Annotated in this window: 11 protein-coding genes and 1 tRNA gene; 8 read left to right on the forward strand and 4 right to left on the reverse strand. The window is 73.1% G+C overall.

Annotated features, from left to right (window positions below; all coding sequences use genetic code 11):
- Nucleotides 1-8 precede the first annotated feature (8 nt).
- Together ACZ6C1_RS21410 and ACZ6C1_RS21415 are read left to right on the forward strand one after the other, a co-directional pair.
- Nucleotides 9-1,457, forward strand: a complete 1,449-nt coding sequence (locus ACZ6C1_RS21410; RefSeq protein WP_469242747.1) for a DUF2079 domain-containing protein — start codon at nucleotides 9-11, stop codon at nucleotides 1,455-1,457.
- 97 nt (nucleotides 1,458-1,554) lie between these two features.
- Entirely contained in the window at nucleotides 1,555-3,069 is a 1,515-nt protein-coding gene (locus ACZ6C1_RS21415) for an MFS transporter (RefSeq protein ID WP_469242749.1), read from the forward strand.
- On the opposite strand, the gene ACZ6C1_RS21420 is transcribed toward ACZ6C1_RS21415, so the two are convergent.
- The 3 genes from ACZ6C1_RS21420 to ACZ6C1_RS21430 all read right to left on the reverse strand — a co-directional run bounded on the left by ACZ6C1_RS21420 (nucleotide 3,066) and on the right by ACZ6C1_RS21430 (nucleotide 7,527).
- On the reverse strand, nucleotides 3,066-3,932 hold the full coding sequence (locus ACZ6C1_RS21420; RefSeq protein ID WP_469242750.1) for a cellulose-binding protein: 867 nt from the start codon (nucleotides 3,930-3,932) through the stop codon (nucleotides 3,066-3,068). The genes ACZ6C1_RS21415 and ACZ6C1_RS21420 overlap by 4 nt on opposite strands.
- A gap of 123 nt (nucleotides 3,933-4,055) precedes the next feature.
- Nucleotides 4,056-6,536, reverse strand: coding sequence for an SUKH-4 family immunity protein (locus tag ACZ6C1_RS21425; protein ID WP_469242752.1), 2,481 nt, complete (start codon nucleotides 6,534-6,536; stop codon nucleotides 4,056-4,058).
- Between the two features lie 7 nt (nucleotides 6,537-6,543).
- Nucleotides 6,544-7,527, reverse strand: a complete 984-nt coding sequence (locus ACZ6C1_RS21430; RefSeq protein WP_469242754.1) for an SMI1/KNR4 family protein — start codon at nucleotides 7,525-7,527, stop codon at nucleotides 6,544-6,546.
- Between the two features lie 227 nt (nucleotides 7,528-7,754).
- On the opposite strand from ACZ6C1_RS21430, the gene ACZ6C1_RS21435 reads away from it, so the two are divergent.
- The gene (locus ACZ6C1_RS21435) at nucleotides 7,755-8,270 is read left to right on the forward strand and encodes a YwqJ-related putative deaminase (RefSeq protein ID WP_469242756.1); all 516 of its coding nucleotides are present in this window, start codon (nucleotides 7,755-7,757) and stop codon (nucleotides 8,268-8,270) included.
- Between the two features lie 10 nt (nucleotides 8,271-8,280).
- On the forward strand, nucleotides 8,281-8,763 hold the full coding sequence (locus ACZ6C1_RS21440) for an SUKH-3 domain-containing protein (RefSeq protein ID WP_469242758.1): 483 nt from the start codon (nucleotides 8,281-8,283) through the stop codon (nucleotides 8,761-8,763).
- Here the strand turns inward: ACZ6C1_RS21440 and ACZ6C1_RS21445 are convergent.
- Nucleotides 8,760-10,082 carry a sensor histidine kinase gene (locus ACZ6C1_RS21445; RefSeq protein ID WP_469242760.1) on the reverse strand — a complete coding sequence of 441 codons (1,323 nt, stop codon included), beginning with the start codon at nucleotides 10,080-10,082 and terminating at the stop codon, nucleotides 8,760-8,762. The genes ACZ6C1_RS21440 and ACZ6C1_RS21445 overlap by 4 nt on opposite strands.
- 215 nt (nucleotides 10,083-10,297) lie before the next feature.
- On the opposite strand from ACZ6C1_RS21445, the gene ACZ6C1_RS21450 reads away from it, so the two are divergent.
- From ACZ6C1_RS21450 to ACZ6C1_RS21465, 4 genes are all read left to right on the forward strand, one after another.
- Nucleotides 10,298-10,368, forward strand: a tRNA-Gln gene (locus ACZ6C1_RS21450).
- Nucleotides 10,369-10,475: 107 nt separating this feature from the next.
- A complete protein-coding gene (gene glmU / locus ACZ6C1_RS21455; RefSeq protein ID WP_469242762.1) occupies nucleotides 10,476-11,927 on the forward strand; it encodes a bifunctional UDP-N-acetylglucosamine diphosphorylase/glucosamine-1-phosphate N-acetyltransferase GlmU in 1,452 nt (483 codons plus the stop codon).
- A 108-nt stretch (nucleotides 11,928-12,035) separates the two neighbouring features.
- Nucleotides 12,036-13,013: a ribose-phosphate diphosphokinase gene (locus ACZ6C1_RS21460; protein WP_469242764.1), complete on the forward strand. Its 978-nt coding sequence runs from the start codon at nucleotides 12,036-12,038 to the stop codon at nucleotides 13,011-13,013.
- Between the two features lie 204 nt (nucleotides 13,014-13,217).
- Nucleotides 13,218-13,814: a 50S ribosomal protein L25/general stress protein Ctc gene (locus tag ACZ6C1_RS21465; RefSeq protein ID WP_469242766.1), complete on the forward strand. Its 597-nt coding sequence runs from the start codon at nucleotides 13,218-13,220 to the stop codon at nucleotides 13,812-13,814.
- Nucleotides 13,815-13,970: the final 156 nt, after the last annotated feature.

Here is a 13,970-nt window from a genome sequence, read left to right on the forward strand (position 1 = left end):
CCTCACCCATGCGTGGAGCCGTCCTCGCCCCGCCCGCCGAGGGCACCGAGCCGATCCGAATACCCGGCGCGCGCCGCCCGTCCGCGCCGCCCGGAACCCTCCGGCGCACCTGGGCGGACCGCGCGCCGCACCTCCTCGCGCTCGCGCTGTTCGCCGCGTACGCGACCCTCTCCGTCATGCGGTACCGCCGCATGGAGACCCGCTCCTGGGACCTCGGCATCTTCGAGCAGGCCGTCCGCGGCTACGCCCACCTTCAGGCCCCGGTCGCCGACCTCAAGGGCCCCGGCACCCACATCCTCGGCGACCACTTCAGCCCCGTCACCGCCCTCCTCGCCCCTGCCTACCGGCTCTTCCCCACCCCCACCACCCTCCTCGTCGCCCAGGCCGCGCTGTTCGCGCTCGCCGCGATCCCCGTCACCCGCGCCGCCACCCGCCTGCTGGGCCGGGCGTCCGGCCTGGCCACCGGCGTGGCGTACGGGCTGTCCTGGGGCATCCAGCAGGCGGCCGACTTCGACTTCCACGAGATCTGCTTCGCCGTCCCGCTGATCGCGTTCTCCCTCGAAGCCGTCCTGCGGCGACGGTGGCGCGCCGCCCTCCTCTGGGCGGCACCGCTCGTCCTGGTCAAGGAGGACCTGGGGATCACGCTCACCGCGATCGCCCTGGTGGTCGCCTGGCGGGCCCACCGCGACGCACCACGCGCCGCCCTGTACGCGATCGGTGTCGCCGTCCTCGGCGCGGCCGCCACGCTCCTCACCCTCACCGCCGTCATCCCCGCCTTCAACACCACCGGCGGCTACGACTACTGGACCAAGGTCGGCGACGGCCCCTCGCCCTTCGCGGGCGCCGACACCAAGCTCCGCACCCTCCTCTGGCTGCTGCTGCCCACCACCGGCCTGCTCGCCGTCCGCTCCCCCCTGCTGCTGGCCGGCGCGCCCACCCTCGGCTGGCGGTTCCTGTCCGGCGACGACCACTACTGGTCCACCGACTGGCACTACAGCGCCGTTCTGATGCCCGTGCTGTTCCTCGCCCTCGCCGACGCCGTCGACATCTCGCGCCGCAGCCGGCGCCCATGGCTGCGTACGTACGCCGGCCGGCTGCCCGCCTGCGCCGCCGCGGCCGCGCTCGCCCTCACCACCTCGCTGCCCCTCGCGACGCTCACCGAGGCCGCCACCTACCGCAAGTCCGCACGGGTCGTCGCCGCCGAGGAGCTCCTCGCCCGCGTCCCCGACGGGGCGACCGTCGAGGCGAACGTCGGACCGATCAGCCGCCTGGCCGGCCGGTGCCGTGTCCTGTGGGTGGGCGGCACCCGCGGGGTGACCCCCGACTGGATCGCCCTGGACAACTCCTCCGGCTGGGTCCGCGACGCCCACAGCTACGCCCGGCAGCTCCATCCGGACGCCCGCTACCGCGTGGCCGGTGAGTCCGGCGGCTACCTCCTATTGGAACGCCGGACCTGACGACACCTGCCGTCCCACGGGCCGGCACACCCCGTGACGCCGCCACCCCCGCGTGGAATGCTGCTCCATACATGCATCCGGATGTCCTGGGGGGAACGTGAGCGGCACCGCCGGCCGAGCAGACCGCACCGAGGACGGTGCCACCCCCCGGCCGCCGGACCGCCAGGCCCTCACCGGCGCGCCCCGCGGACGCGGACCGGTCGTCGCGGCGCTCATGATGGGCATGGCCCTCGTGGCCCTCGACGGCACCATCGTCGCCACCGCCGTACCGCAGATCGTCGGCGACCTGGGCGGGCTGTCCGTCTTCTCCTGGCTCTTCTCCGGCTACCTGCTCGCCGTGACCGTCACCCTCCCGGTGTACGGCAAGCTCTCCGACACCTTCGGCCGCAAACCCGTCCTGATCGCGGGCACCGTCCTGTTCCTCATCGGCTCACTGCTGTGCGCCGCCGCGTGGAGCATGCCGTCCCTGATCGCCTTCCGGATCGTCCAGGGCCTCGGCGGCGGCGCGCTGCAGGGCACCGTGCAGACCATCGCGGCCGACCTGTACCCGCTCAAGGAACGGCCCAGGATCCAGGCCCGGCTCTCCACGGTCTGGGCGACGTCCTCGGTGGCCGGACCGGCCCTCGGCGGACTGCTCGCCGGATACGCGGACTGGCGCTGGATCTTCCTGGTCAACCTTCCCGTCGGCGGCCTCGCCCTCTGGCTGGTCGTCCGCCACCTCACCGAACCGGCCCGCGCCGCCCGCGCGAAGGTCCGCGTCGACTGGCCGGGCGCCCTCGCGATCTTCACCACGGGTACGTTGCTGCTGACCGCCCTCGTCCAGGGCGGCGTGGCATGGCCCTGGCTCTCCCCGCCGTCCCTGGCGCTGCTCGCCGGCGCGGCGGTCCTCATGGCCGTCACCGTCCTGATCGAACGACGCGCCGCCGAGCCGATCATCCCCGGCTGGGTGTGGCGCCGCCGCACCATAGCGGCGGTCAACCTCTCCCTCGGCGCGCTGGGCCTGCTGATGGTCGCCCCGACGGTGTTCCTGCCCACGTACGCCCAGTCCGTCCTCGGCCTCGGCCCCGTCGCCGCCGGCTTCGTGCTGTCCGCGATGACCCTGTCCTGGCCGATCAGCGCGGCCTTCTCCAACCGCGTCTACAACCGCATCGGCTTCCGCCTCACCGCCGTCACCGGCATGACGCTCGCCGTCCTGGTCCTGCTGGCCTTCCCGCTGCTGCCCTATCCGGGCGAACCGTGGCAGCCGGCCCTCATCATGCTGCTCCTGGGCGCCGCCCTGGGCCTGTTCCAGCTCCCCCTCATCGTGGGCGTGCAGTCCACCGTGCCCTGGGCCGAACGCGGCACCACCACGGCGTCCGTCCTCTTCTGCCGCCAGGTCGGCCAGAGCCTGGGCGCCGCCCTCTTCGGCGCCGTCGCCAACGCCGTCCTCGCCACCCGCCTCACCGAGGGCGGCCTCGACGACCCCGGCACGCTCACCCCCACGGCCGTGGACGCCGCCGTGGAGTACGTGTACGTCGGCGCCGCGGCGGCCGGAGTCCTCGCGCTCGTGGCCCTCCTGACCCTGGCCCCGCGCCGCTTCCCCGTCCTCACCGACGACGACCGCCCGGCCTAGGCCGGATCCGAACGCCCCGTCAGCGCCGCCAGGCTGCTGCGGACATGCGCCATGTGCGCCCGTACCTCCTCGCGTGCCGTCTCGTGCTCCCGCAGGATCCGCTCCGTCTCCCGCGCCACCCTCTCGGCCCGCAGCCGTGCCTCCGCCAGCAGCGCACCGGCCCGCGCGTCCGCCTCCTCCTGGTCGTGCCGCGCCCGCTCGGCCGCCTCCGCCAGGGTGCGTTCCGCCTCCGTGAGCCGCGCCTCGGCCGCGCCCGTCGACTCCCCGTGCCGCGCCGCCAGTTCCGCTTCCCGCGCGGCCGCCTCCCTCTCCGCCGCATCCCACCGCTCGGCCTGTTGGGCGTCCTGCTCGGCCAGCAGCCGCTCCGCCCGCTCCCGGGCCTCCCGCAGCGCGGCCAGCCCCTCACCCCGCCGCTCCTCGGCCTCGGCGAGCGCGCCCGACCGCAGTTCCCCGGCCGTGCGCCGCGCCGCCGTCAGGGTCTCCTCCGCCCCCGCCTCGGCCCGGGCCCGTACCGCGTGGGCCGCCTCGCGCGCCGTGTCCCGCACCGACCGGGCCGCCGCCTCCGCCTCGTCCGCCAGACGCCGCGCCTCCTCCAGCGCGTCCGCCCGCAGCGCGTCGGCCTCCTCCTGCGCGAGCGCGAGGATCCGCCGTGCGCGGTGCCCCAGCGTCTCGTACCGCTGCGGCGGCAACTCCGCCACGAACTCCCGCAGCCGCGCCGCCTCCGCGGCCGCCTCCTCGGCCCGCGCGGCCAGTTCGGCGACCCGCCGCCGCGCGGCGTCCCGCTCCGACTCCAGAGCGGCGACGGCCCGGTCCACCTGCTCGGTCCGGTAGCCGCGCCCCCATACGACAGCGAAACCGCTCATGACTGACGCCCCTTTCCCCGATCCAGGATGCAACAACCCGTACCGGTGGAAAGGGGCGCCCATGCGCCAAGCCGCGGCCTGAAGTCAGCGGTCGGAAGCCGACGACGGCCTACGGTCCGCGACCTACAGCAGCCCGTCCCACATCTGCTCCAGCAGCACCGACCACCAGCTCTCCGGCGACGACAGCGCCGCCGGGTCCAGCATCGCCAACTGCGCCTGGAAATCGACCGTCCAGCGACCCGCCTGCTCCGGCGTCAGCCCGAACCGCAGCCGCCACATCCGCCCCAGCAACCCCAGGCACCGGGTGAACTCCGGCAGCCCGCTGTTGACGAACTGCGGCGCCACCGGCCGCCCGTCCGGACCCGCCTCCACCGGCACGGCCACGATGTGCGCCGTCCCGTACTGCACACAGATCGCCCGGCCGAAGTCGGAACCGATCACCAGGTACGAGCCCGCGTCCGACGCCGGCTGCACCTGCCGCTGCGCGGCCAGCTCGGCGAGCGTCGGCACCACCGGCTGAGCCGGCTGCGCCCAGAAGAACGGCCCGAAGTCCGCCGGCAGACCCGCCCACACCAGCGTGCGCGCCACCAGCTCCGGCACACCCTGCCGCGACACCGCCCGCTGGTCGAACCGGCAGATCCCCTGCGGCCCGAACGCGCCCACCAACTCCTGCGCGATGCCCTCCGGCGGCACCGGCGGCGCGGGCTGCACCGGCGGCAACGGCACCCGCAGCGGCGCCGGACGCGCCGGGCCGTCCGCGACTTGATGCAACTCGCCCTGGTGCGCGATCAGTTGCTGCATGCCCTGCTGGCGGCTCGCGTGGTCGCGCCCGTACGGGGCGATCGACGTGATCCGCGCCTGCGGCCATGTCTCCCGGATCATCCGGGCACAGTAACCGCCGGGCAGCTCGCACGACTCCAGCTCGGTGTGCAGCTCCAGCACCTGCTGCGGCGGCACGTTCATGGCGCGCAGCTCGTGCAGGATCTGCCACTCGGGATGCGGCGTACCGGGCGCCGAGCGGCGGATCAGCTGGGCCTCGGAACCGTCGGGCGCGCGATAGCGCAGCACCGCCTGGTAGCCGGGGCCCACCGTCGGCATCCCGGTCGGCGGCGCCTGCGGATAGCCGTAAGCGGGCGGAGCGGGAGCCGGGGGCGGCGGCGGACCGGCCGGGCCACCGGGGCCGGGCTGGGCCAGCATCGTCGCCGCGTGGTGCACCCCGCCCCCGGGAGGGCCGGGAGGCGCCGGAGGCGGCGGCGTCCCGGGCGCACCCGGCGCGCCGGGAGGACCGGGCGGAGGCGGCGCACCCGGGCCGGGCTGCGCCAGCATCGTCGCCGCGTGGTGCACCCCACCACCCGGAGGCGGCGTCGCACCCGGAGGGGCCGGAGGCGCCGGAGGCGGCGGCGCACCGGGACCACCCGGGCCACCCGGGCCGGGCTGCGCCAGCATCGTCGCCGCGTGGTGCACCCCACCACCCGGAGGCGGCGTCGCACCCGGAGGAGCCGGAGGCGCCGGAGGACCGGGCGGAGGCGTCGCACCCGGCGGTAGCTGCGAGACGAGCTGCGTCGGTACGTATCCCCCGGCCGGAGCACCGGGCGCACCCGGCCCGGACGCGGGCGGGCGGGCGCCGGGCGTCCCCGGGGCGCCGGGCGGCGGCGGGGTCGTGGGGCCGGTCCCGCGCGAGGGCCTGGCGCCGCGCGGCGTGACGGCGGCCTTGCTGGTGGCGGCGTCCGCGATGTCGCCCGCCGGACCCGCCTGCCCGTCGAGGGCCGGCACCACGGCGGTGCGCGGCAACTGGCTGCCGCCCGACATCAGCGCGGTCGGCGCGTCCGCGCCCACCGCCGGCGGCGGGGTGTCGTCGTCGTCCGACCCGGACAGCGGCGGCGCGAACACGGTCGCGGGCAGCGGTACGGAGGCGTCGTCACCGCCACCGCCGGGGGCGTTCACATCGCTCCACGGCGCCGAGGCGGGCACCCCGTCCGGCGTGGTCGGCTCGTGGTCCGCCGACGCCCCGGGCGCGGCCGGCCAGGCGGTGGCCTCGACAGGGGCCCCGCCACCGGACGTCGCCGGGCCGGCCGGCACGGCGTCCGACGGCGCCGCGTCCACCGGAGCGGACGAGGACGGCACCGCGTCCCCGGGCGGCGCGTCGACGGGAGCCGGTGCGTCCGGCCGGCCTGCCACGCCGGGCGCGCGCCCGCCGGAGGTGTCCGCGCCCCCGGTGCGATGGTCCGGGATACCCAGCTTGTCCGCCGCGTCCTGCAACCACTCCGGCGGAGTCAGCAGGAACGACGTCTGGTTCAGATCGATCCGCTCCGGCGGTGCCACCGCCGGAGCCGGCGCACCCGCGGGAGCCCCGTACTCCTCCTCGTACCGGCGGATCACCTCACCCACCGGCAGCCCCGGCCACAGCGTCGCCTCGCCACTGTCCCGGGCGATCACCAGCCGCTGACGGCCACCGTCCGACGTCGGACCGTCCTCCCGGTCCTCCGCCCACACCACGAAACCCAGCTCGAACTCCCGCACCCGCACCTCACGGTGCTGGTACGCCGGCAGGTCACCGTTGACCCACTCTTCCGCACGCTCCTGCGCCTGCGCGAACGTCACCATCGAAAGCTCACTCCCCCACCGGAACGGCACGCGCGAAGCCGCCGTCCACCATCAGGTTCGCCACGGTCTCCAGCTCCGGCGGATCGCCCGCCAACCGCTGGAGGAACTCGTCGAAGTCCGCCCCGCACGGCAGCAGCAGCCGCTCGACGCGGTCCTGCACCGTCAAACCGTCCTGGTCCCGCGCGTCGTCGTAGGCGCAGAACCACACTGACCCCACGTCACCGCCGCCCCGCACCTTCACCGCCAGCAGACCGCCCTGGACGAAGCCCACTCCCAGGTAGTCCTTCGTCAGGTGATCACGCAGACACTTGTTGACGTACACCAGGTCGTTGACCGCCGCCTCGTCCCGGACCGTGAAGAACGGCTGGTCGACCAGCAGCCCCAGCTCGGGATCGAGCGCCGCACCGACCGGCGCGCACCCCCCGGCCGCCTTCAGGAACGACCGGTACGCCCCCGGAAGCCGGTAGCCCAGGTCCTCCTCCACGCCCTGGAGCTGCGCCTCGGACACCGACAGCGCGCCCTTCGGCAGCCCGAAATGCGCCGGTCGGGTCTCCTGCAGCGGACGCGTACCGCGCTTGCCGTGGTCCACGGCGGCCGTCGCCAGCCCGCCGTGGTGCCGCAGGAGCGCCTTGACCTCCACCGGCACCAGCTCCATGCGGCGCGTACCGGCCACGTGATGCCACGTCCACCCGTGCGGCGTCGCCACCGCCGGAACCGTGTCCCACAGTTCGTGTCCGGTCGCCGACAGCGCGGCGTTCGCGGACACGTAGTCCGTCAGCCGCAGCTCGTCCACCCCGAAGCCCTCCGGTGGCTCGGCGATCTCCGCCGCCGCACGCGCGTACGGCGAGAAGTCCGGGTGACCGTTCCCGTCCACCCGCACCCCACCGGGGTACCGGGCGGCACGGACCGGGTCCGGGAAGTGCACGACCTGCCCGGCGTAGGCCGCGTTCGGTGGCGCGGCACTCTGCTGCCCGAGCCGACCTGTCGTCATGGCGGATGCCCCCTGCTGCTGCTGGCTGGTCCGCACAGCCTAAGCGGTGGCCCGACAGGGGTGACCCGCCCTCCACTTCGGTGACCACCCGTCACACTCAGGTGACCCTTTGGCGATCACACGACGCACCGATCACACGTTTCAGTGCCCCCGCTTCCCCATGAGCTCACCCATTTGGCAGTCTGTCCCACGCAACTCGGGGGATTGCAGAGGGGACGACACGCATCATGTACGCAGCGCGACCAGGCACAACACCGGCCACCGGCGACCCACGCCTCAGCTGGAGCAGCACCGGCCCCAACCTCACCCCGATACTCCGCCACCGCCGCGACGGCATCCTGCCCACGGTCGGAGCAGCACTCTCCGTACGCGGCGAGACCCTCACGTGCACCGCCGGCCGCGGCGACCGGCCGCCCGCCCTGCACCCCCTCGTACAGGATTTCCTCGACACCCTCACCAGCGGCCAGCGCGAACGCTTCACCGGACGCTGCCCCGAAGCGATCCTCCTCTCGCGCCACCTCGCCGCCACCGAGGCCAACCGCTCCAAGCGCGCCCAGCGCAAACCCCTCAGCCAGGGCGAGGCCCGCCGCTCCCTCAAGAACGCGAAAATCACCGCCCGCCGCATCCGAGAGGACGGCGATCCCCTCCACGGCAGCTACGCAGCCCCCTGCCGCTCCTGCGCCGCGCTCCTCGCCCACTTCGGCGTACGCCCCGTCGACCCCACCACCGCCCAGAACGGCTGACCGCACGCACATGCCCGACCTGAACACCACCCGCTTCCCCGTCGCCGTCGACGCAGCCCTCCGGGAAGCGGGCTGGCAGCCCGGCCGCTGGGACATCAAACAAGCCGAACAGTGGGCCGACACCCTGCGTGCCTACGTCTCCCCGGCCGGCCACCGGCACAGCGTCTTCCCGGCCGCCGTCGAAGCGTGGGCCGAATTCGGCGGCCTCCACGTCACCGCGCCGGGACCCGGCCGCCAGATCGCCCCCGTACCGGTCCATTTCGACCCGCTCGCCGGACTCCACCACGCCCGCAGCCTCGCCGACCTCGGCCGTGCCCTCGATACCCAGATGGCCCCCCTCGGCGAAGAGGCCGACAACCGGGCCGTCCTCGCCATCGACGCCGAAGGCCGCGTCTACAGCCTCGACCACACGGGCGACTGGTTCCTCGGCCCCGGCATCGACCACGCACTCGCCGCCCTGATCACCGGCGCCCAGCCCGCCCGCCTCGGCTAGGGCGTTCCCCGGCCCCCCACCGGCAGCACCGCCGACACCCGGAAACCCCCCTCGTCCGTCGGCCCCGACACGAACACCCCGCCCAGCGCCGTCACCCGCTCCCGCATGCCCACCAGACCGTTGCCCCCGCTCGGCAGGCCGGCGTCCGCCGCCATACCGTCCGACGGCCCGTTCTCCACCTGCATCGCGACCTCACCGCCCCGATGCGCCAGCCGCACCACCACCTTGGCGCCCGCCGCGTGCTTGTGGACGTTCGTCAGCCCCTCCTGCACCACCCGGTACGCCGTCCGCTCCAGCTGCGGAGCGTACGACCGCGCCTCCCCCATCACTTGCAGCTCCACCGCCATCCCCGCCTGCCGGGACTGCTCCACCAACTCCTCCACCGCGTCCAGACACGGCCCGTCCTCAGCCACGTCCACCCCCCTGCCGGCGGCCGCCGCGGCCGCCCGCCCCACCGCCGCCAGCGGCACCGTCTCCCGCACCGGAGCCGGATCCCCCGCCCGCAGCACCCCCAACATCTCCCGCAGCTCGGTCAGCGCCTGCCGGCCCATGTCCCCCACCAGCGCCGCGTTCCGCACCGCCTTCTGCGGGTCCTTCAACGCCACCGCCTGAAGCGCCGCCGCATGCACCACCATCAGACTCACCCGGTGCGCCACGACGTCGTGCATCTCCCGCGCGATCCGCGTCCGCTCCTCCGTCCGCGCCATCTGCGCCCGCTGCTCCGCCCGGTCCGCCAGCAACGACAGCTCCTGCTCCAGGCTGTCCGCCCGCTCCCGCAGACTCTCCAGCAACCGCCGCCGCGCCCCTATGTACAGCCCGAACAGCACCGGCGGCGCGTTCATCCCCAGCGACAGGATCACCGCCATCAACGGCACGTACCAGGGCCCCGGATCGAAATCGGCCGACGCGATGTCCTGCCGCAGCCGCACGAACGTCACGATCAGCACCGCCGCCAGCGACATCCCCGCCAACAGCGCCACGATCCGCCGCGGCACCTCCGAGGCCGCGAGCGTGTACAGCCCGACGATCGCCATCAGATAGCCCATCTCGGCCGGCGTGATCGCGATCGACACCAGCACCACGGCGATCGGCCACCGCCGTCGCAGAACGAGCACCGCCCCCGCGGCCAGCCCGAACAACACCCCCACGGGCACCGGCAACGCGGCGTAGTCCGCGAAGCCGACGCCCTCGGCCGCACACTCCAGGGCCGACACGGCCCCGAGCGTCACATCCAGCACGGCACTGCGCCGCCGCCCCCACCACCACCAGCCCCGGGCGGTCCCGCCCGCGGCCTCCTGGTGCGCCCCCGTTGTGGTCATGTTCTCCAGCCTACGGGCGGGCGCGACCCATTTTCCGGCGGCTGCGTCGGCATGGATCGCGGCCGGGCCGCCCGCCCGCCGGCAGCGCGTGCCGCCCGTGAACGGCGACCCCGACATTGCGCTGATCCGTACCGTCGCATCGAGGGCGGGTGGTACGGCATAGTAGGGGCTGCCCTCGTGGACGATCGAAAGAATCGGACATAGGGGGCCGACCATCCCGGGTCGTCTAATGGCAGGACAAATGGTTTTGGTCCATTGAATGAGGGTTCGATTCCTTCCCCGGGAGCCCTGGTTCGGGTCCTGACCTCCACGGTCAGGACCCGCCCTCATTTCCGCCCCGAAACCCCCCGGTATCCTGCGGGTGTCCACCACCCGAAGCCGAAGGGCATTCCCGTGAGCGCCAACCGCCCGGCAGCCGTCGTCGTCCTCGCAGCGGGTGAGGGCACCCGCATGAAGTCGAAGACCCCCAAGGTCCTGCATCAGATCTGCGGGCGTTCGCTCGTGGGACACGTGGTGTCGGCCGCACGCGAGCTGGATCCGCAGCACCTCTGCGTCGTCGTCGGGCACGCCCGTGAGCAGGTGACCGCGCACCTCGACGAGTTCTACGCCGGCACCCGTACCGCTGTTCAGCACGAGCAGAACGGCACCGGTCACGCCGTGCGCATGGCCCTGGAGGAGCTGGGGGCCGGGGCGCTGGACGGGACCGTCGTGGTCGTGTGCGGTGACACCCCGCTGCTGTCCGGCGAGACACTGACCGCGCTGGCGGACACGCACGCCGCCGACGGGAACGCCGTGACCGTACTGACCGCCGAGGTTCCGGACTCGACGGGGTACGGGCGGATCGTGCGGGATCCGGAGACGGGTGCCGTGACCGCGATCGTGGAGCACAAGGACGCCACCGCGGCGCAGCGCGCGATCCAGGAGATCAATTCCGGGGTGTTCGCCTTCGACGGGAAGCTGCTGGCGGACGCCCTGGGCAAGGTCCGCACGGACAACAGCCAGGGCGAGGAGTACCTCACGGACGTACTGGGGATCCTGCGCGAGGCCGGGCACCGGGTGGGTGCGTCGGTGGCGGGTGACCACCGGGAGATCCTGGGGATCAACAACCGCGTGCAGCTCGCGGAGGCGCGCAGGCTGCTGAACGACCGGCTGCTGGAGCGGGCGATGATGGCCGGCGTGACGGTCGTGGACCCGGCGTCGGTGTTCCTGGACGTGACGGTGACGTTCGAGCGGGACGCGGTGGTGCACCCGAACACCGCGCTGACGGGTGCGACGCACCTGGCGGAGGACGCCGAGGTGGGTCCGAACAGCCGGCTGAAGGACACGAGGGTCGGCCGGGGCGCCCGGGTCGACAACACGGTGGCGGACCGCGCGGACGTGGGCGAGGGCGCGACGGTGGGCCCGTACGCGTACCTGCGTCCCGGCACGGTGCTCGGCGCCAAGGCGAAGGCCGGCACGTACGTGGAGATGAAGAACGCCCGGGTGGGCGAGGGGTCGAAGGTTCCGCACCTGTCGTACGTCGGCGACGCGACGATCGGCGAGTATTCGAACATCGGTGCCGCGAGCGTGTTCGTGAACTACGACGGCGAGAGCAAGCACCACACGACGATCGGGTCGCACTGCCGTACCGGCTCGGACAACATGTTTGTGGCTCCCGTCACGGTGGGGGACGGCGCGTACACCGCCGCCGGTTCTGTGATCACCAAGGACGTGCCGCCCGGTTCGCTCGCTGTCGCCCGTGGCCAGCAGCGGAATATCGAGGGTTGGGTCGCCCGGAAGCGGCCCGGCAGTGCTGCCGCGCAGGCGGCTGCGACGGCCTCCGAGCAGGCTTCTCGCGAGGACTGACCGGAAACAGGTGCGTCGAACTCGGCGTACCGTGATACGTGCACACAAATTCGGCTGGTTCGCGCGAAAGTGGTCGCGGCCAGAGAACACGTCTGAGGAGACAGTGCTGTGACCGGGATCAAGACGACCGGCGAGAAGAAGCTGATGCTCTTCTCCGGCCGCGCCCACCCCGAGCTGGCCGAGGAGGTTGCGCACCAGTTGGGTGTCGGCCTCGTGCCGACGAAGGCGTTCGATTTCGCCAACGGTGAGATCTACGTCCGGTTCCAGGAGTCGGCGCGTGGTGCGGACTGCTTCCTGATGCAGAGCCACACGGCTCCGATCAATAAGTGGATCATGGAGCAGCTGATCATGATCGATGCTCTGAAGCGGGCCTCGGCCCGGAGCATCACCGTGATCATCCCGTCGTACGGCTACGCCCGGCAGGACAAGAAGCACCGTGGCCGTGAGCCGATCTCGGCCCGTCTGGTCGCGGACCTGCTGAAGTGCTCGGGTGCGGACCGGATCCTCACGGTGGACCTGCACACGGACCAGATCCAGGGCTTCTTCGACGGCCCCGTCGACCACCTGTCGGCGCTTCCGGTGCTGGCGGACTACGTCGGCGCCAAGGTGGACCGTTCGAAGCTGACGGTCGTCTCGCCGGACGCCGGCCGGGTGCGTGTCGCCGACCGCTGGTGCGACCGGCTGGACGCGCCGCTGGCGATCGTGCACAAGCGGCGTGACAAGGACGTCGCCAACCAGGTGACGGTCCACGAGGTGGTCGGTGAGGTCAGGGGCCGGGTGTGTGTCCTGGTCGACGACATGATCGACACGGGTGGCACGATCTGCGCCGCGGCGGAGGCGCTGTTCGCCAATGGTGCCGAGGACGTCATCGTCACCGCGACGCACGGCATCCTGTCCGGCCCGGCGGCCGACCGGCTGAAGAACTCCAAGGTCAGTGAGTTCGTGCTGACGAACACCCTGCCGACGCCGGGTGAGCTGGAGCTGGACAAGATCACGGTGCTGTCGATGGCGCCGACGATCGCCCGCGCGGTGCGTGAGGTCTTCGAGGACGGTTCGGTGACGAGCCTCTTCGAGGAGCAGGGCTGACATCGATGTGACGAGGGCCGCTCCGACCGTTGCCGGTCGGGGCGGCCTTTCGGTTTCCGTTAGACTGGTGTAGTTGCTCGGCGAGGGAGGCCGCACCACACGGTGCGGCGGTCCGTTATCGACGCGCTCTTCGTAGCAGGCCAAGTCCAGTCGTGGCCGGGTGACCACGACCGTTGATCCGTCTGACACTTACGAGGAGTGCATATGTCCGAGGTGAAGCTCACCGCTTCGACCCGTACCGAGTTCGGCAAGGGCGCCGCCCGCCGCATCCGCCGCGCGAACCAGGTTCCCGGTGTTCTCTACGGCCACGGCTCCGACCCGATCCACCTGACGCTGCCGGGTCACGAGCTGCTGCTGGCGCTGCGTACGCCGAACGTCCTGATCTCCCTGGACATCGACGGCAAGTCCACGGAGCTGGCGATCCCGAAGGACGTCCAGCGTGACCCGCTGAAGGGCTTCCTGGAGCACGTCGACCTCCAGCTCGTCCAGCGTGGCGAGAAGGTCAGCGTCGAGATCCCGGTTCACACCGAGGGCGAGCTGGCCGCGGGTGGCAACCTGCTGGAGCACGTCCTGAACGCGCTGCCGGTCGAGGCCGAGGCCACCCACATCCCCGAGTCGGTCACGGTCTCCGTCGAGGGCCTGGCGGCGGGCGCCTCCGTCCTGGCGAAGGACATCCCGCTGCCGAAGGGCACCACGCTCACCGTCGAGGGCGACACCGTCGTCCTCCAGGTCCTGGCCGCGCAGGCCGAGGAGCCGTCCGCCGAGGGTGCCGAGGGCGAAGAGGCCCCCGCCGAGGCCTGAGCCGTCCTGGGCTCTGTGTGACGGGGTGGGGGGGGGGGGGGGCCCCCCCCCCCCCCCCCCTCTCTTTTCTTTTGCTCCCTCGGGGAAAACCAACAACCAACCAACAACAAAGACGCACGCCACCCCCCCTCTTCCCCTTGGCTGGGAAACACAAAA

This window comes from Streptomyces sp. NPDC041796 (genome assembly GCF_055590785.1).

What these genes read in the sequence shown, in the direction of transcription:
- ACZ6C1_RS21410 (WP_469242747.1), top strand. Translation starts at nt 9, where the DNA reads ATGCGTGGAGCCGTCCTCGCCCCGCCCGCCGAGGGCACCGAGCCGATC.
- ACZ6C1_RS21420 (WP_469242750.1), bottom strand. Translation starts at nt 3,932, where the DNA reads ATGAGCGGTTTCGCTGTCGTATGGGGGCGCGGCTACCGGACCGAGCAG.
- ACZ6C1_RS21425 (WP_469242752.1), bottom strand. Translation starts at nt 6,536, where the DNA reads ATGGTGACGTTCGCGCAGGCGCAGGAGCGTGCGGAAGAGTGGGTCAAC.
- ACZ6C1_RS21430 (WP_469242754.1), bottom strand. Translation starts at nt 7,527, where the DNA reads ATGACGACAGGTCGGCTCGGGCAGCAGAGTGCCGCGCCACCGAACGCG.
- ACZ6C1_RS21435 (WP_469242756.1), top strand. Translation starts at nt 7,755, where the DNA reads ATGTACGCAGCGCGACCAGGCACAACACCGGCCACCGGCGACCCACGC.
- ACZ6C1_RS21440 (WP_469242758.1), top strand. Translation starts at nt 8,281, where the DNA reads ATGCCCGACCTGAACACCACCCGCTTCCCCGTCGCCGTCGACGCAGCC.
- ACZ6C1_RS21445 (WP_469242760.1), bottom strand. Translation starts at nt 10,082, where the DNA reads ATGACCACAACGGGGGCGCACCAGGAGGCCGCGGGCGGGACCGCCCGG.
- ACZ6C1_RS21465 (WP_469242766.1), top strand. Translation starts at nt 13,218, where the DNA reads ATGTCCGAGGTGAAGCTCACCGCTTCGACCCGTACCGAGTTCGGCAAG.